Below are 15,100 nucleotides of genomic sequence, written 5' to 3'. Positions count from 1 at the left end.
GACGCGCCAGCCATCTGTGTTTCAGATCAGTTGCAGGCCTTGACCGAACCGGCCTTGACGCCCTGGCAGGCGGCAGCCTTGGTGATCCAGCCCGCGTCGATCACGACGTTCAGGTTGTCCTTGGTGATCGCCATCGGGGTCAGGAAGACCGACTTCATCGGCACTTTCTTCGGGCCGCCGCTGAAGGTCTGCACGCCCTTGATCTCGTCCATCTTCTTGCCATCGGCGAGTGCCACGGCGATTTCCGCGGCGTTCTTGCCGAGTTCGCGCGCGTCCTTCCAGACGGAGACCGTCTGCGTGCCAAGTGCCACGCGGTTCAGCGCAGCCGCGTCACCGTCCTGGCCGGAGACCGGAACCGAACCGGCAAGGCCCTGAGCCGTCAGAGCTGCAATCGCGCCGCCGGCGGTGCCGTCGTTCGAGGCAACAACGGCGTCGACCTTGTTGTTGTTCTTGGTGAGGAACTGCTCCATGTTCTTCTGGGCATTTTCCGGCTTCCAGCCGTCGGTATAGGCTTCACCGACATTCTTGATCTTGCCGGAATCGATCGCAGCCTTCAGCACTTCCATCTGGCCGCCGAACAGGAAGTCGGCGTTCGGGTCGGACGACGAGCCCTTGATGAAGACATAGTTGCCTTCCGGCTTGGCCTTGAACACTTCCTTGGCCTGCAGGCGACCAACTTCCTTGTTGTCGAAGGTGATGTAGAAGGCCTTCGGGTTTTCGATCAGGCGGTCATAACCGACGACCGGGATGCCTTCTGCCGTGGCCTTTTCGATGGCCGGGCCGATGGCGGACGAATCCTGCGCCAGAACGATCAGTGCGTTGGCGCCCTGGGCAATCAGGCTTTCGATGTCGGTTAGCTGCTTGGCGGCAGACGACTGGGCGTCAGCCGAGATGTACTTGTCGCCGGAGGCGGCGAGCGCCTTCTTGATCGCTGCCTCATCCGTCTTCCAGCGTTCTTCCTGGAAGTTGGACCACGATACGCCGATGATCTTGTCCTTGGCGAAGGCCGGAGCGTGAACGGCCGTTATGACAGCCGCGCAGGCCATCAGCTTCAAAACTGATTTCATAGGAACCTCCCGATTGACGCGGTGGCCGACCTCCTCGTCTGCCTCTCCCGCTTGACCTACCGTCGATGAACCCCGCTACCCCTGAGGGAGATTGTTTTTCTCGACAGTCGAGAAAATATCTGTCAGATGATTTTCAGCCTGTCAACAGCACCAATTTCAGTATTTTCAGCCTCTGGTCCAAAACATGGCCACTGCCGTTCCGCTCAATCCCTCGCAGGCCGTGAAGCCGGGCACGGAGCAACTGCGTCGCCACAATCTGGCAGCGGTTCTCGGTGCCTTGCGGGAGGCCGGCCGGCTGTCGCATACGGATCTGTCGGAGCGCACGGGGATGGCCTCTGCCACCGTCACGGCGGTGACCGCCGACCTCGAGCGTGTCGGCGCGATCGAGCGGCTGGAGCAGGCGGCGTCTGGTGGTCGCGGCCGACCGCGTGTGCTTTTTGCCCGTCGCCGGACCTTTTCGCATGTGGTGGCGGTGCAGATTTCGTCCGATCAGCTGCATTACGGGCTGGCCGATTACGGCGGCACGATGATCGACCGTTTCAGCCGCCCGCGCGACCTGGTGTCGGGCACACCGGGCAGCCTGTTGACCGAGATGGCGGAGGCCTTCGCCCGGCTGATCGACCGCTCGAAACTGTCCCCCGGATCGATCGGGGCGATTTCTCTGTCAAGCAAGGGCATCGTTGACCCCGACGCCGGTCGTCTCGTCTGGTCACCTGTCTTCGGGGAGAGGACGGTGGAGTTTTCCTCGCTGCTTGGCGCTTATCCCGGGGCTGATCTGTTTGTCAGCAACGAGACGCTACTGGTGGCGCATGCGGCTGCCCGCAAGGCGATGGCGCAACGGTCACAAGGCGATTTCAGCGGCCTCATCGCGCTTTCGCTCGGCCACAGCATCGGTCTCGGCATCGCCCGGCTTTCCGGCGGGGGGCTCACGGTCAGCGCTCCGAATTTCGGCCATATGCTGAATGCGGTGGACGACCGTCTCTGTCGCTGCGGTTCGCGCGGCTGCATCGAGGCGACCGCCGGCTTCTACGGCATCCTGAGACTTGCCTTCCAGGTCCCGCCAAACACGATCCCCGCCAAATTTGTGCCGCTTGCGGAGATCGAAAAGATCGCCGTCTCGGCCCGCCAGGGCGCGCGCATGGCACAATATGCCTTCCGCCAGGCGGGGCTTGCTCTGGGGCAGGGACTGTCGCGGGTGCTGAGTCTCAACGAGACGATGCCGATCACCGTCACCGGGCCGGGAACACGCTTCTACGATCTGCTTGCGGGTGGAATGGAAGAAGGCTTGCGCCAGTCGCTGCATGTGCGCCTGAACGGCCCGCCGAAGATCGAGGTGGTGTCGAACGAGGCCGAACTGGTGTTCGACGGCCATGTGGATCGAACGCTATCGGCAGTGGATCTCAAGGTTGCGGCGCTGCGGTAGGGATTTTGACTGTCGAGCTTGAGCGAGCCTGATCACTGATCCTCGACGTCGAAGTCGTCGCCCAGTTCCAATGCCGGCGGACGCTCCCGACCATGGCGGATCGCCAGGATCAGAATCTGTTTTCCCCGAACCTCGTAATCGACGAGATAAGCGCCCATGACAAAGCGCAGCACGCCCGGAATCGGAATTTCGTCATTCGCTTTTCCCATCTCGGGAAAACGCAAAAGATCATGCCGCAGCCGCTTCAGATCGTTGCTGAACTCATGCCCGGCCTTGGGACTGACTGCGCTGAGATATCGGGCCTCGCGTCTGACATACTCCAGCGCCTTCGGCGACAGAGTGACTTTCACGCAGCCGCATCCTTGAGAATCGCGTCAACTTCGGCAATCACCTCATCGAGGTCTTGGCCCTCGCCATTTTCGATATCCCGTCGCGCCTGGGCGAGGTCGAGGATTTCGCGTCCCTCCGCGGCAAGATAGGCCTTCATGGCACGAACAAAGACCCAGCTTCGGCTGCGTTGGCAGATGCTGGCGATCTCCTCGATGTCCGACAGGATATCGATGGGCAGGCGCATGCTGATCGGATCTGATAGCTCACGTTCCGTCATCGCTTTTCCCTCCATTTGTAATACAAGGAAGGTAAGCCAAGGTTACAGGGACGTCAAATCTCCCACCTCAGTTGGTCTCGCCGGGCGTGAAGCCGAACATGTAGATCCCCGCCAGCAGAAGTGCCAGCGCGAAGATGGTGAGAACGAAGGTGATCATGCCGCTGCGGGCCTTGTGTCCGGTGTCTTTTGCCATGCGCCATCAACGCGCTTCGGCAGAAACGGTTCCGGACTATTCGCCGTCGAGCGGCTCGACGCCCTGCGGTTTGCCGGAGCGGTCGAGGCGGATCTTTTCGATGCGGTTTTCCGCCGCCGAGAGCAACTGCTCGCAGTGTTTCTTGAGCGCTTCGCCGCGCTCGTAGATGGCGATGGATTCATCCAGCGCCACGTCGCCGCGTTCCAGGCGTGCCACGATGCTTTCCAGTTCCGCAACGGCCTTTTCGAAGGTGTAGCCGCTCACGTCGTGGACTGTTGCGCTCTCCGCCATACTCAACCCTTCATCAGTCTCAGGATATGCATGCCCGCCGATTCGGCGAGCCCTTCCAGATCATAACCGCCTTCCAGAAGGCTGACGACCCGGTTGCCAGCGTATTTCCCGGCTATTTCCATGAGCCTTCCGGTTGCCCAGTCGAAATCGTCGCCGACGAGGTTGATCTGCGCCAGCGGATCGCGGTGGTGGGCGTCGAAACCGGCGGAGATCAGGATGAAGTCCGGCCGGAAATTGTGAAGCGCCGGCAGCACGCGGTCGGCAAAGGCCTCGCGGAAATGATCACCCGCCGCATTCGGCTCCAGCGGCGCATTGACGATGTTGCGATGCGCGCCGGTCTCGTCCTTCTCGCCCGACCAAGGATAGAGCGGCATCTGGTGGGTAGAGCAGAACAGCACGGAGGGATCATCCCAGAAAATGTCCTGCGTGCCGTTGCCGTGATGCACGTCCCAGTCGACAATCGCGACCCGTTCCACGCCATAGGTTTTTTGCGCATGGCGGGCGGCGATCGCCACGTTGTTGAAGAGACAGAACCCCATCGCCTTGGTCTTTTCCGCATGATGGCCGGGCGGGCGTGAGGCGACGAAGGCATTGTCGGCTTTGCCGGTGAACACGTCGTCGACGGCGGCCATTGCGCCGCCGATGCCGGTCAGCGCCGCCTGCAGGCTTTTCGAACTTACATGCGTGTCCGCCTCGATCTGGCGGATCAGGTCTTCCTCCTCCGGAATCTCGCGCATGACGGAGAAAAAATGGCTTTCGGGATGCGCCAGCATCACCGCATCCTCGTTTGCCTGCGGCGCTTTTAGCCGCTCCAGCCGGGCGAAATTCGGGTGCTCCAGCGCAAGCGCCAGCGAGCGCAGCCGGTCGGCGCGTTCCGGATGGCCTTTCGGCGTATTGTGTTCCAGGAAGATCGAGTGCTCGTAAAGGCGCGTGGTCATTCCGGCAAGCTCCTGCCGCGAGAGGAAAGCCCCGCCGAGATGGCGCAAAAACCCGTAATTTTCAAGGTGTCTGCGCATGGCGACTTGTTCACCACAGCACTGTCGTCTTTAATGGGCAAGGTCAAGTCAGGGCCAATGCGGGGGCAAGGGAGATGGGCAGACCGTGAGCCAGGCAAATCCTTATGTGTTCAGCGTACCTTTTCGGGATGTCGGCATGCGCGGTGAGATGCACAGCTCCGCCTATCTGGCCTATGCGGAAGAGGCGCTCGGCCAGTTTTGGGCAGCGCGCGCGCCACAAGCCTCCGATCCGGCCTTCTGTGTCTCGAAGGTCAGCTGCCAGCTGCACAAGGCGCTACATTTCGGCGACGAGGTGAAGACATCCGTGCGCGCCAGCAAGATCGGCGGCAAAACGGCAGGGTTTGCCGTCCTGATGTATCGCGGCGAGGATCTCGTCGCAGAAGCCGAGATCGTCTGGAGCGCCTGCGATGCCGACAGCGGCGAACCGGTGCCGCTGCCGGAGGAACTGCGCGACTGGCTTTACCAGTATCTGGAATAGCCGGTCGCGTTGGGCGTCACGCCTTCTGCGGCAGAAGCGGATACCCCACCATCACTGCGCGGGCGGCCAGCGTGGCAATTGCGGCCTTCAGTACGTCGCCCGGCAGGAAGGCAAGCGAGCCCATGACCACCTTGGAGAAGGGCGTGCCGGCAATCAGCGAAACAACCGGCATGCCGATCGCATAAACCACGACGATGCCGCCGATCAGGCTGGCAAGGAAGAAGCCCGCCATCTGGCGAACGGCCGGCTGGCCCTCGCGCACGAAACGTTCGGCCAGAAGGCCCACCACGAAGGCGCCGATGACCCAGCCGAAGATGTAGCCGGCAGTCGGCCCCATCAGCACGCCGAGGCCGCCGCGGCCGCCGGACAGCACCGGCAGGCCGATCGCCACCAGCAGCACCAAAAGCCCGTAAGCAAGTGCACCGCGCCGGGCGCCGATGATGGTTCCGGCCAGCATGACGCCCATCGACTGGGCGGTGATCGGCACCGGGATGAAGCCAAGGCTCACCGGCGGGATAAGGCCCAGCACGATGATGATGGCGGTGAACAGGGCGGCAAGCACCAAATCTCTGGTCGTCATGAAAATCTCCTCAAAGACGTGACAGTGGTCACGCCCTGTTTACTGGCCCCGAATGCCGCGGGCGTCAATCGCCTGGGCAATGCTGTCGGCATCCTTCAGCGTCGAAATGATCAGCGGTCCGAGGATTCGCGACAGCCGCACCGGCAGGCCGCGCGCCCGGTGCGCCTCCTTCAATCCCTCGTAACGGGCGGCGATCTCCGGCACGAACCGCAGCACGAGCCCGACGGCGAGGCTGATATCGGCGGCCTTCAGCAGGCCGAGACGTTCCAGCGGCAAGAACAGTTTCGTCAGCACATCCATGAAGGCGGCTATCGTGGTCGTCGCGGTCACGCTGGCGGCCAACAAAAGAACGGACAGTAGCCTGAGCGTCGTGGTGAGCGCTTCAGTCGCGGAAATCAGCACGAGGTTGACGAGGGCAAACAGGAGGATGGTGATCAGCACCGGCCGGATGCGTTTCAGCGCTTCGCCCGCCGAAAGGCCGAGGCTTCCATAGAGCAGGCCGGTGACCGCCAGAGAGAGGGCGAGGATCGGCAGGCTTTGTACGAAGAAAAGCGCAAGGCTGACCGCTGCCAGCAGAGCGAGTTTCGGCCCGGCGGGCAGCCGGTGCAGCAAGGTGCGGCCCTCCACATGCAGGCTGTTCAGCATGCGGCGATCTCCAGGTAACGGGCAATCGCGACCTCGCCGGCGCCATCAAAGGCAAGCCGCCCTTCGTGAAACACCAGCACTCGCCCGAAATCGCGCACCAGATCGAGATCGTGGCTGATGACGATGGCCTGTTCCGAGAGGCTGTCGATCGCGGCCTTCACCAGGGCGCGGTTCTTGAGATCGAGCTGGTTGGTCGGTTCGTCGAACAGGATCAGCTTCGGCTCAGTCACCACCACGGCGGCGAGTGCGGCAAGCTGCAACTGACCGCCGGACAGTTCATGCGGGCGCCGGCTTGCGAGATCGGCAATGCCGAAACGGGTGAGCACGGTATCGACCGCCTGATCGAGCGCTTCACCCTTCAGCCCGCGGCTCTTCGGCCCGAGCGCAATATCGTCACGGATGATCGGCAGGATGATCTGGTTGCCGGGATTCTGGAAGATGAAACCGGTCGCCGCCATCACCGCCTTTTCGTCGGTCACGGTGTCGAGCCCATCCAGCGTCACCCGGCCGTGGCTCGGCTTGGCAAGCCCGTTCACCAGCCGGGCAAAACTCGTCTTGCCGGACCCGTTCAGCCCGATGACGCCGATGCGCCGGTCGGTCAGTTCAAGGCTCAGCGGATGAAGCGCGATCCGTTCGCCGTATCGCAGGTCCGCCTGATCGAAGAGGATGTGCACGTGGTCGGCCACTCGTTACCAGAAACTCACGCCTCTATAGACCCTGCATCTTCGCAGGGAAACGCCGGAAATTTCCATTGAGACCCGCACACCTGTTGAACAAAACACGAACATCCTCTAGCCTCGGATGTATGACGATTCTGATCGACAACCGGCAGGCCCGGCACATCTTTCTCGAACGGCAGGGGCTTTCCCGGCCGCCCAACCGCCTGCTCGGGCGGGATGGCTTGCGCGACCTGATCCACGATCTCGGTTTCGTGCAGGTCGACAGCATCCAGACGGTGGAGCGCGCGCATCACCAGATCCTGTTTTCCCGCAACCAGACCTATCGCCGCGAACATCTGACCGCACTTCTCGAAGAGGATCGCAGCCTGTTCGAGCATTGGACGCATGATGCCTCGATCATCCCGTCCGCCTTCTTTCCCTTCTGGAAGCACCGGTTCGTGCGCCGCGAGGTCCGCATCCGCGAAAACTGGGGCAAATGGCAGGGGGAGGGGTATGATTCCGCCGTTGAGGAGACGTATCGGCGCATCCGCGATCATGGCCCGGTCATGGCGCGTGAGGTGAAGGCGGAGGATCACAAATCCGGCGGCTGGTGGAACTGGCATCCGTCCAAGACGGCGCTGGAATTCCTCTGGCACACTGGCAAGCTTGCCATCGCCCGGCGCGAAAATTTCCAGAAGGTCTATGATCTCGCCGAACGGGTGATCCCGCCCGACCATTTCGAAGCGGAGGTCGAGCACGACGCCTTTATCGACTGGGCCTGCCGTTCGGCGCTCACCCGGCTCGGTTTTGCCACCTCGGGTGAAATCGCCGCCTTCTTCGATCTTGTCACACCGCAGGAGGCGAAGGTCTGGGTGGCCGACCATCGCGCGGAACTCACAGAGGTCGAGCTGCAGACGGTCGATGGAAGAAAGCGTCCCTCCTTCGTTTTTGCCGAGCAACTGCCGTCCCTTCTGGAAGCGCCCGAACCGCCGGCGCGTCTGAGGGTGCTCAGCCCCTTCGATCCGCTGTTGCGTGACCGCGACCGCGCCGAACGCCTGTTCGGTTTCAATTACCGGATCGAGGTTTTCGTGCCCGAGCCGAAGCGGCAGTACGGTTATTACGTCTTTCCCTTGCTGGAAGGCGACCGAATGGTCGGCCGCATCGACATGAAGGCAGACCGCAAGGCGGGAGCACTTATCGTCAAGCGCCTCTGGTGGGAACCGGCTATCCGTGCAAGCGCCGGCCGACTGGAAAAGCTGGACGCGGAACTGGAGCGGCTCGCCCGTTTCTCCGGCGTCGACAGGGTCGAGTTCCTGCCGGATTGGCGTGGCTGACAACAATAAGGGTTTGTATTTTCATGACGACTGACGATTACCGGATCGAAGCACGTACACCCCACATCGAAGACTATATGCGGTTGCGCCTGGTCTCCGGCCTTACGCCCTTTTCGCGTGAGGCGGCGGAGAAGGGCTTGCCGAACACGATCTTCGCCGTCTGCCTGATGCGGGGTGACGAGACGGTCGGCATGGGCCGCCTCATCGGCGATGGCGGCTGTTTCTTTCAGGTCACCGACATCGCCATCCAGCCGGAGCATCAGGGCCGCGGGCTTGCCAAGTGGATCATGCGGGCACTGAGCGATTACATCGAAACCCAACTTCCGGCGACCGCCTATGTCAGCCTGATCGCCGACGTGCCGGCCAACCGTCTCTACGGCCAGTTCGGTTTCGCCGAAACGGCACCGCGCTCGGTCGGCATGTCGCGCGTCAAGCGATAGGGGAAAGAGGGCGATGGATCACGCGGAACTGCACGATTTCATCGTCGAAGCCAAGGCCGCCACCTATGTCGGCGGCGGGGCAAAGGCGCCCTCGTCACGCACCGGGGCGCACGATCTTCAGTATCGGCGCGGCGACTGGGCCTATCGCGACAGCTATTTCGGCGGCACGGATTTTCTCGGACAGGAGATCGTCTGGTGGCACGACGAACCGGTCTGGGTGATGAACTATTATGGCCGCGTGCTGGATCCATCAGCGATCGACGGCGCGCGGGCCGGCCATGTCATCCGCACGGCGCTACCTGCCATGTATCGTGAGGGCCGGTTCCTCGGCGGTTTTTCCATGGAGGTCGGCCTCTATCGTTATGCCGATGAGAGCGAGGGAGATCCTCAAAGCTTCGTCGGCCTCGAACGCATCTTCGCCGATGGCCGCGAGGTCTATCGGATGAATTATCACGGCGGTCTGGTCGTACCGTGAAGCCGCACAAACGGACCATGTTGTAACGGACCATCAAATGACGTATGGTCTCTCTGTCATTTGATGGAGAGACTTATGGTCGCCATACCGAGTGCAACGCGCCAACCGGGCATCATCGAGCGGCGCGGCTTTGCCGATGAGGGCGAACGGGCGCGTCTGTCTGAGACGGCGCTGAAGGCGTTCGGGCGACTGGTGGCTGCGTGGGGCCTGACCGCGCAGCAGGCATCTGCTCTCCTCGGTGTCTCCGTCAGCACTTGGGAGCGGATGAAGGGCGGTACCGTCACGAAGACGCTGAGCCAGGATCAGTTGACGCGGATCTCGGCGCTGACCGGCATCTACAAGGGCCTGCATCTGCTTTTCGTCGATGACATGGCCGATCGGTGGCCGCAGCTTTCCAACAGCGGCGTCCTCTTTGATCGCCGCACACCTGTCGAGGCGATGATGTCAGGCGGCATTCCGCATATGCTCGAAGTACGCCGGTATATCGATGCCGTGCGCGGGGGCCTTTGAGTGCAGGTGGCTGGCGTTCCGGTGACGGTGCTGGCCTATCCGCGCACCGTGCAGCTCGTCTCGACGGCGCGGCTCAGGGCCTCGGTACTGGAAACCCTGGTGGACAGTGAGCGCGAACTGCAGGAACTGGCGGAGATCGAGGGCGCGACCTCGGGCCGGCTGCAGGCGGAAACGATCGGATTTTCCGACCTCTCTCCGCAGGACCTCGTCTACGACGTGCCACACGGCCATTTCATCAATGCCAGTTTTGCTTATGCCAAGCCGCGTGAGCCGAACCGCTTTAACGGCGAACGTCGTGGCGCCTGGTATGCCGCCTTGGCGGTCGAGACCTGCCTCGCCGAAATCACCTTCCACATGACCGATTTCCTGGAAAAGGCCGGGGATTTCCACGCGACGGTCGATTATGCAGAAATGCTGTGCAGCGTCTCAGGCGAATTCGTCGATCTGCGCGAGAGGCCGCACCATCCTTCGCTCGCAGCGGACAAGGCCAGCGGTTATCCGGCGGGCAATCGTCTGGCGGATGAGGCCCGCCACGCCGGCACCAACGGCATCATCTACCCGTCGGTGCGCCATCCGGGCGGCACCTGCCTGGCCATCCTGCGTCCGGCTGCCGTGCAGTCGGTCCGCCAGGGTGACGTCTGGCGCCTTATCTGGAACGGACAGCCGGCGCCGGTCGTCGAGGGACCGCGCGCCGGTTGATCGGACAGCGTCAGATGATCTCGGTCGCCGTGATCTTGATGCCGAACCCTTCCAGGCCGACATAATGGCGCTCGCGGGAGGAATAGAGCTTGATGGAGGTGACGCCGAGATCCTTCAGGATCTGCGCGCCAAGCCCGATTTCCAGCCATTCGCTTTCGCGGCTCTGGGCCTGGCCGTGGTCCTCGGCACCCTTGCGGGCGCGCCGTCCCGTGCCGGACTGGCCGACACCGACAGAACCTTCACGCAGATAGATGATGATGCCGCGGCCGGCTTCGCTGATCTTCTGCATGTAGCGCGAGACCGAGCGTTCGGTGCCAAACACGTCGCGAGCGACGTTTTCCAGGTGCAGGCGCACCGGAATGTCCTCGCCGTCACGGATATCGCCAAACACCACGGCCAGGTGCTGCATCGGGTCCCAGGGCAGCGAATAGGCATGCGCCTTGGCCGGGCCGACCGGGGTGGCGATCTCGAAGCTCGACTGCAGCTCGATCAGTGTTTCCTTGCGCTGGCGGTAGGCGATGAGATCGGCGACAGAGACCTGCAGCAGGCCGTGCTTTTCAGCAAAGGCCGTCACCTGCGGGCCGCGCATCACGGTGCCGTCGTCGTTCACCAGTTCGCAGATCACACCGACCGGCGGCAGGCCGGCGAGCTTGCAGAGGTCGACGGCTGCTTCCGTATGACCGGAGCGCATCAGAACCCCGCCTTCGCGGGCGATCAGCGGGAAGATATGGCCGGGGCGGACGAAATCCGAAGGCCCGACATTCGGGTTGGCGAGGTTGCGCACCGTCAGCGTCCGGTCTTCCGCCGAAATGCCGGTGGTCGTGCCGTGCTTGAAATCGACGGTCACGGTGAAGGCCGTGGTATGCGCGCTGTCGTTTTCCGCCACCATGGCGTTGAGGTTCAAGCGCTTGGCCTCTTCGCGCGGCATCGGCGTGCAGACGATACCGGAGGTGTGGCGCACGATGAAGGCCATCTTGTCGGCCGTGCAGTGAACGGCGGCGACGATCAGGTCGCCCTCGTTCTCGCGGTCGTCGTCATCGGTCACGACAACGATCTGGCCGGCTTCGAAGGCACGGATGGCGTCGACGACGCGCTTCTGGTCGAAAGGCATGGCATTCATCCCCTGGATAGCCGGATTATTTCAGGCGGCCGGTCTGGCCGCGATCCCGCAGGTAATGGTCGGCGATCGCGCAGGCGACCATGGCTTCGCCGATGGGTGCGGCACGGATACCGACACACGGGTCGTGGCGGCCCTTGGTGCGGACATCGACATTGTTGCCGTCGGAATCGATCGACTGGCGCTCGGTCAGGATCGAGGACGTCGGCTTGACGGCAAAACGGGCAACGATCGGCTGGCCGGTCGAGATGCCGCCCAGGATGCCGCCGGCATGGTTGGACAAAAACAGCGGCGTGCCGTCATTGCCCATACGCATCTCGTCGGCATTGTCTTCGCCGGACAGTTCGGCTGCGGCAAAACCGTCACCGATTTCCACGCCCTTGACGGCGTTGATAGACATCAAAAGCGAGGAGATGTCCTGGTCGAGCTTGGCATAGATCGGCGCACCGAGCCCGGCCGGCACGTTTTCGGCCACGACCTCGATGACGGCGCCGATCGAAGAACCCGCCTTGCGGATCCCGTCGAGATACTCTTCCCACACCGGCACCATCTCGGCATCCGGGCAGAAGAACGGGTTCTGGTCGACCTGGGCCCAATCCCAGTTGGCGCGGTTGATCTTGTGTTTGCCGATCTGCACCAGGGCGCCGCGGATCGTCGCCTGCGGCACCACCTTGCGGGCGAGAGCTCCGGCCGCCACGCGGGCTGCCGTCTCGCGCGCCGAGGAACGACCGCCGCCACGATAATCGCGGATGCCGTATTTCAGATCATAGGTGAAATCCGCATGGCCGGGGCGGAACCGTTTGGCGATCTCGCCGTAATCCTTGGAGCGCTGGTCGGTGTTTTCGATCAGCATCGAGATCGGCGTGCCGGTCGTCGTCATCGTCACGCCATCCTCGCCGATCATCACGCCGGAGAGCACCTTGACGATGTCGTCCTCGCGCCGCTGCGTCACGAAGCGCGACTGGCCGGGCTTGCGTTTGTCCATGAAGGACTGGATTTCATCAAGCGTGAAGGTGAGGCCCGGAGGGCAGCCATCAACGACACATCCGAGAGCCGGCCCGTGACTTTCACCCCAGGTGGTGACGCGGAAGAGATGACCGAATGTATTATGCGACATGAGACCTGACCGTTGCGCGCCTTCTTCTCCCAGGCGCCGTGACGTGGAGCGGCTCTGTCATAGTGGAAAAGCGCGTGGGGTGGAAAGCCTTTTTGCGCGGCTTTCCGTCTCTGTCGATGAACGCTGTGTCGTCCATTCAGGCGACTTTGCGGAAACCGTTGCGCGCGCCTTCCAGGAAGTCCGCAAAGGGCAGGGGGCGTGCAAAGGCATACCCTTGCAGCAGGTCGCAGCCAAGCGTCCGCAACAGGGCGGCATGTTCCATCGTCTCGGACCCCCTCGGCCACCGTCTCGACGCCCAGCGACTTGGCAATCTCGATGATGGAACGGACCAGCGAACGCTCCTGCGCCGAGGAAACGATCGGCATCACCAGCTGGCGGTCGATCTTCAGCCGCTTCGGCTTCAATTTCAGCAGGCTGACGATGGAGGTATGGCCGGTGCCGAAATCGTCGATCTCGATGTCGATCCCCAGCGCCTTGATGCGCTCCAGATTGTGCGTGACGATGTCCTCGCTCTCATCGAGGAAGATGGATTCGACAAGCTCGAAGGCAATGCTGCCGGGTTTGATCGACAGCGTTTCCAGCGTCGAGACCAGGCTTTCGTCACGCAGGCGCTTGGAGGAGACGTTGACGGAGACGCGCGGTACCGCAATGCCGCTTGCCGCCCAGCGCATCTGATCCTTCAGCACCGTTTCGAGAACGATCTGGTCGATCACCGCCGAAACATTGAGGTCTTCTGCAATCGGCAGGAAAGCATCCGGCGCGACGATGCCGCGATAGGGATGGTTCCAGCGTACCAGCGCCTCGACGCCCAGCATCTCGCGGGAATCGGCACAGAACTGCGGCTGGTACCAGGTGACGAATTCACCGTTTTCGATGGCGCTCAGCAACTCGTCGGCCGTGCGTTTGTGAGTGATGATCTCGGCCTGCAGGTTCTGGGTGAAGAATTCGAAGCGGTTGCGGCCTTCCGCCTTCGCCCGGTAGAGCGCGATGTCGGCATTGACCAGCAGGCGGCGGGCATCGATGCGCATCCCGTTGGCCTGGGCAATCCCGATCGACACGCCGCAGCGGCAGGAAAAGCCATCGAAATCCATCGGCTGGCGGAATTCGCTGATGATCCGGTTCGCTAGTTCCGCCACACCTGCCGTATCGGCGGTATCGCGCAGCAGAATGACGAATTCGTCGCCGCCGATCCGGGCAACGACGGCATCCGGGCCGACATTGTTGCGCAGGATTTCGGCCGTGTGTGTCAGCATCGCGTCGCCGGCGGCATGGCCCAGCGTGTCGTTGATCTGCTTGAAACGGTCGAGGTCGAGGTGCAGGATCGTTGCGCTACGACGGGCATTCTGGCTGTCGCGGGACAGGGCATCAAGCTCCAGATCCAGCTTGCGGCGATTGCCGAGCATGGTCAGCGGATCGTGCAGCGCATTGTGCTCGATGCGTTGTTTTGCCAGTTCCAGCTCGACATTCTTCGCCTCGGCATCCCTTTTGGCGATCTGCAGCTGCTGGGTGAGGCGCATGTCCTGCGTCACGTCGAAGGCGATGCCGACGATCTTGACCGTTCCGTCGCGCATCGTATGCGCCTTGCCGAACGAGCGGACGTAGCGAATGCTGCCATCGGATTGCGGCACGCGCACTGTCAGCGGCTCCTTCATCGAGACGGGCAGGTTGGGCGAAATTGTCCGTGCCATCTCCCGATCGTCGGGATGCACCATCTCGAGCCAGTCATGCGTGCTGATCGTCTTGCTCGTGGCGGCGATGCCGTAGAGCTGGCACATGCGCGCGTCCCAGACTTCGGTGCGTGTGGACGGTGTGGCTTCCCAGATGCCGCAATTGTAGGAGCCGAGTGCCAGGTCCAGGCGGCTGGACAGCTCTTCCAGCTCCAGTTCCCGGTTCGACAACTCGTCCAGCGCCAGTTCCAGCTCGATGTTTTTGGCTTCGGCCTCGTGTTTGGCAGCTTCGATCTGCCGTGTCATCTGCATGTCTTCGGTCACGTCGAAGGCGATGCCGACGATCTTCTTCGAACCGTCACGCATCAGGTGGCCCTTGCCGACCGAGCGGATGTAACGAATGCTGCCGTTCGGAAGCGGAACACGCACGGTCAGCGAATTCTGGATGCCGCGCGGAAATTGCGGGCGGATGTCGGTCGCGCTCGGCCTGTCGTCGGGGTGAATGAGGTTGATCCACTGATCACTGGAAATCACGCCGTCGGTATAGGGAATGTTGTAGAGCTGGCACATGCGCGCGTCCCAGAGCTCGTAACCGGTCTCGACATTCGATTCCCAGATGCCGCAATTGTAGGAGCCGAGTGCGAGGTCGAGACGAGTGGACAGCTCCTCGAGTTCCTGTTCCCGGTTCGACAGTTCCTCGAGCGCGAGTTCCAGCTCGGCATTCTTGATGTCGCTGTCTTCCTTGGCGCTGCGCAGCGTCTGGTTCACCATCATGTCCGAGG

18 protein-coding genes and 1 pseudogene are annotated in these 15,100 nt (G+C 62.4%); 7 read left to right on the top strand and 12 right to left on the bottom strand.

Annotation, left to right across the window (positions count from 1 at the left end; all coding sequences use genetic code 11):
- Window positions 1–26: 26 nt before the first annotated feature.
- The gene (gene xylF, locus OU993_RS02925; RefSeq protein WP_268154764.1) at window positions 27–1,067 is read right to left on the bottom strand and encodes a D-xylose ABC transporter substrate-binding protein; all 1,041 of its coding nucleotides are present in this window, start codon (window positions 1,065–1,067) and stop codon (window positions 27–29) included.
- 184 nt (window positions 1,068–1,251) lie between these two features.
- Here xylF and OU993_RS02920 point away from each other — a divergent pair, with 184 nt between their 5' ends.
- The gene (locus tag OU993_RS02920; RefSeq protein WP_268154763.1) at window positions 1,252–2,490 is read left to right on the top strand and encodes an ROK family transcriptional regulator; all 1,239 of its coding nucleotides are present in this window, start codon (window positions 1,252–1,254) and stop codon (window positions 2,488–2,490) included.
- Window positions 2,491–2,522: 32 nt separating this feature from the next.
- Here the strand turns inward: OU993_RS02920 and OU993_RS02915 are convergent, their stop codons facing one another.
- The 5 genes from OU993_RS02915 to OU993_RS02895 all read right to left on the bottom strand — a co-directional run bounded on the left by OU993_RS02915 (window position 2,523) and on the right by OU993_RS02895 (window position 4,519).
- Window positions 2,523–2,840, bottom strand: a complete 318-nt coding sequence (locus tag OU993_RS02915; protein WP_268154762.1) for a type II toxin-antitoxin system RelE/ParE family toxin — start codon at window positions 2,838–2,840, stop codon at window positions 2,523–2,525.
- Window positions 2,837–3,097 (bottom strand): CopG family ribbon-helix-helix protein, encoded by a 261-nt coding sequence (locus tag OU993_RS02910; protein WP_268154761.1) that lies wholly within the window; start codon window positions 3,095–3,097, stop codon window positions 2,837–2,839. Before OU993_RS02910 ends, OU993_RS02915 begins: the two co-directional genes overlap by 4 nt.
- Before the next feature lie 67 nt (window positions 3,098–3,164).
- A complete protein-coding gene (locus tag OU993_RS02905) occupies window positions 3,165–3,290 on the bottom strand; it encodes a hypothetical protein (protein ID WP_268154760.1) in 126 nt (41 codons plus the stop codon).
- Between the two features lie 36 nt (window positions 3,291–3,326).
- Window positions 3,327–3,581 carry an exodeoxyribonuclease VII small subunit gene (locus tag OU993_RS02900; RefSeq protein WP_268154759.1) on the bottom strand — a complete coding sequence of 85 codons (255 nt, stop codon included), beginning with the start codon at window positions 3,579–3,581 and terminating at the stop codon, window positions 3,327–3,329.
- Between the two features lie 2 nt (window positions 3,582–3,583).
- A complete protein-coding gene (locus tag OU993_RS02895) occupies window positions 3,584–4,519 on the bottom strand; it encodes a histone deacetylase family protein (RefSeq protein ID WP_268154758.1) in 936 nt (311 codons plus the stop codon).
- Between the two features lie 163 nt (window positions 4,520–4,682).
- On the opposite strand from OU993_RS02895, the gene OU993_RS02890 reads away from it, so the two are divergent.
- Window positions 4,683–5,075, top strand: coding sequence for an acyl-CoA thioesterase (locus tag OU993_RS02890; protein WP_268154757.1), 393 nt, complete (start codon window positions 4,683–4,685; stop codon window positions 5,073–5,075).
- A gap of 16 nt (window positions 5,076–5,091) precedes the next feature.
- Here OU993_RS02890 and OU993_RS02885 read toward each other — a convergent pair whose 3' ends face one another.
- Genes OU993_RS02885 through OU993_RS02875 form a run of 3 tightly spaced genes read right to left on the bottom strand, consistent with a single transcriptional unit; the run spans window position 5,092 to window position 6,974 of the window.
- Entirely contained in the window at window positions 5,092–5,655 is a 564-nt protein-coding gene (locus OU993_RS02885) for a biotin transporter BioY (RefSeq protein WP_268154756.1), read from the bottom strand.
- Window positions 5,656–5,694: 39 nt separating this feature from the next.
- Window positions 5,695–6,300, bottom strand: coding sequence for an energy-coupling factor transporter transmembrane component T family protein (locus OU993_RS02880; RefSeq protein WP_268154755.1), 606 nt, complete (start codon window positions 6,298–6,300; stop codon window positions 5,695–5,697).
- Window positions 6,294–6,974 carry an energy-coupling factor ABC transporter ATP-binding protein gene (locus OU993_RS02875; RefSeq protein WP_442792921.1) on the bottom strand — a complete coding sequence of 227 codons (681 nt, stop codon included), beginning with the start codon at window positions 6,972–6,974 and terminating at the stop codon, window positions 6,294–6,296. The genes OU993_RS02880 and OU993_RS02875 overlap by 7 nt, the downstream gene beginning before the upstream one ends.
- 131 nt (window positions 6,975–7,105) lie before the next feature.
- Between OU993_RS02875 and OU993_RS02870 the strand changes: the two genes are divergently transcribed.
- The 5 genes from OU993_RS02870 (at window position 7,106) to OU993_RS02850 (ending at window position 10,417) form a co-directional block, all read left to right on the top strand.
- Window positions 7,106–8,293 carry a winged helix-turn-helix domain-containing protein gene (locus OU993_RS02870; protein WP_268154753.1) on the top strand — a complete coding sequence of 396 codons (1,188 nt, stop codon included), beginning with the start codon at window positions 7,106–7,108 and terminating at the stop codon, window positions 8,291–8,293.
- 23 nt (window positions 8,294–8,316) lie between these two features.
- Complete coding sequence (locus OU993_RS02865; protein ID WP_268154752.1) at window positions 8,317–8,733, top strand: GNAT family N-acetyltransferase; 417 nt, start codon at window positions 8,317–8,319, stop codon at window positions 8,731–8,733.
- 13 nt (window positions 8,734–8,746) lie between these two features.
- The gene (locus tag OU993_RS02860; RefSeq protein ID WP_268154751.1) at window positions 8,747–9,208 is read left to right on the top strand and encodes a DUF5680 domain-containing protein; all 462 of its coding nucleotides are present in this window, start codon (window positions 8,747–8,749) and stop codon (window positions 9,206–9,208) included.
- 75 nt (window positions 9,209–9,283) lie between these two features.
- Window positions 9,284–9,718, top strand: coding sequence for an antitoxin Xre-like helix-turn-helix domain-containing protein (locus tag OU993_RS02855; RefSeq protein ID WP_268154750.1), 435 nt, complete (start codon window positions 9,284–9,286; stop codon window positions 9,716–9,718).
- A gap of 6 nt (window positions 9,719–9,724) precedes the next feature.
- The gene (locus tag OU993_RS02850; RefSeq protein ID WP_268154749.1) at window positions 9,725–10,417 is read left to right on the top strand and encodes an RES family NAD+ phosphorylase; all 693 of its coding nucleotides are present in this window, start codon (window positions 9,725–9,727) and stop codon (window positions 10,415–10,417) included.
- A gap of 10 nt (window positions 10,418–10,427) precedes the next feature.
- Here OU993_RS02850 and ribB read toward each other — a convergent pair whose 3' ends face one another.
- From ribB to OU993_RS02835, 3 genes and pseudogenes are all read right to left on the bottom strand, one after another.
- Entirely contained in the window at window positions 10,428–11,528 is a 1,101-nt protein-coding gene (gene ribB / locus OU993_RS02845; RefSeq protein WP_268154748.1) for a 3,4-dihydroxy-2-butanone-4-phosphate synthase, read from the bottom strand.
- 25 nt (window positions 11,529–11,553) lie between these two features.
- A complete protein-coding gene (aroC, locus tag OU993_RS02840; RefSeq protein ID WP_268154747.1) occupies window positions 11,554–12,651 on the bottom strand; it encodes a chorismate synthase in 1,098 nt (365 codons plus the stop codon).
- 136 nt (window positions 12,652–12,787) lie between these two features.
- Window positions 12,788–14,744, bottom strand: a pseudogene (locus OU993_RS02835) (EAL domain-containing protein); the annotation flags it as partial.
- Window positions 14,745–15,100: the final 356 nt, after the last annotated feature.

The sequence above is a fragment of the Rhizobium sp. SL86 genome, assembly GCF_026672545.1.
GTDB lineage: Bacteria > Pseudomonadota > Alphaproteobacteria > Rhizobiales > Rhizobiaceae > Neorhizobium.
This window is presented reverse-complemented; position numbering and strand designations above follow the sequence as displayed.

Bases quoted from the DNA above. Each gene is read 5' to 3' on its own strand.
- OU993_RS02870 (WP_268154753.1), top strand. From the start codon at position 7,106: ATGACGATTCTGATCGACAACCGGCAGGCCCGGCACATCTTTCTCGAA.
- xylF (WP_268154764.1), bottom strand. From the start codon at position 1,067: ATGAAATCAGTTTTGAAGCTGATGGCCTGCGCGGCTGTCATAACGGCC.
- OU993_RS02885 (WP_268154756.1), bottom strand. From the start codon at position 5,655: ATGACGACCAGAGATTTGGTGCTTGCCGCCCTGTTCACCGCCATCATC.
- OU993_RS02880 (WP_268154755.1), bottom strand. From the start codon at position 6,300: ATGCTGAACAGCCTGCATGTGGAGGGCCGCACCTTGCTGCACCGGCTG.
- aroC (WP_268154747.1), bottom strand. From the start codon at position 12,651: ATGTCGCATAATACATTCGGTCATCTCTTCCGCGTCACCACCTGGGGT.
- OU993_RS02895 (WP_268154758.1), bottom strand. From the start codon at position 4,519: ATGACCACGCGCCTTTACGAGCACTCGATCTTCCTGGAACACAATACG.
- ribB (WP_268154748.1), bottom strand. From the start codon at position 11,528: ATGCCTTTCGACCAGAAGCGCGTCGTCGACGCCATCCGTGCCTTCGAA.
- OU993_RS02860 (WP_268154751.1), top strand. From the start codon at position 8,747: ATGGATCACGCGGAACTGCACGATTTCATCGTCGAAGCCAAGGCCGCC.
- OU993_RS02905 (WP_268154760.1), bottom strand. From the start codon at position 3,290: ATGGCAAAAGACACCGGACACAAGGCCCGCAGCGGCATGATCACCTTC.
- OU993_RS02855 (WP_268154750.1), top strand. From the start codon at position 9,284: ATGGTCGCCATACCGAGTGCAACGCGCCAACCGGGCATCATCGAGCGG.
- OU993_RS02920 (WP_268154763.1), top strand. From the start codon at position 1,252: ATGGCCACTGCCGTTCCGCTCAATCCCTCGCAGGCCGTGAAGCCGGGC.
- OU993_RS02910 (WP_268154761.1), bottom strand. From the start codon at position 3,097: ATGACGGAACGTGAGCTATCAGATCCGATCAGCATGCGCCTGCCCATC.
- OU993_RS02865 (WP_268154752.1), top strand. From the start codon at position 8,317: ATGACGACTGACGATTACCGGATCGAAGCACGTACACCCCACATCGAA.
- OU993_RS02900 (WP_268154759.1), bottom strand. From the start codon at position 3,581: ATGGCGGAGAGCGCAACAGTCCACGACGTGAGCGGCTACACCTTCGAA.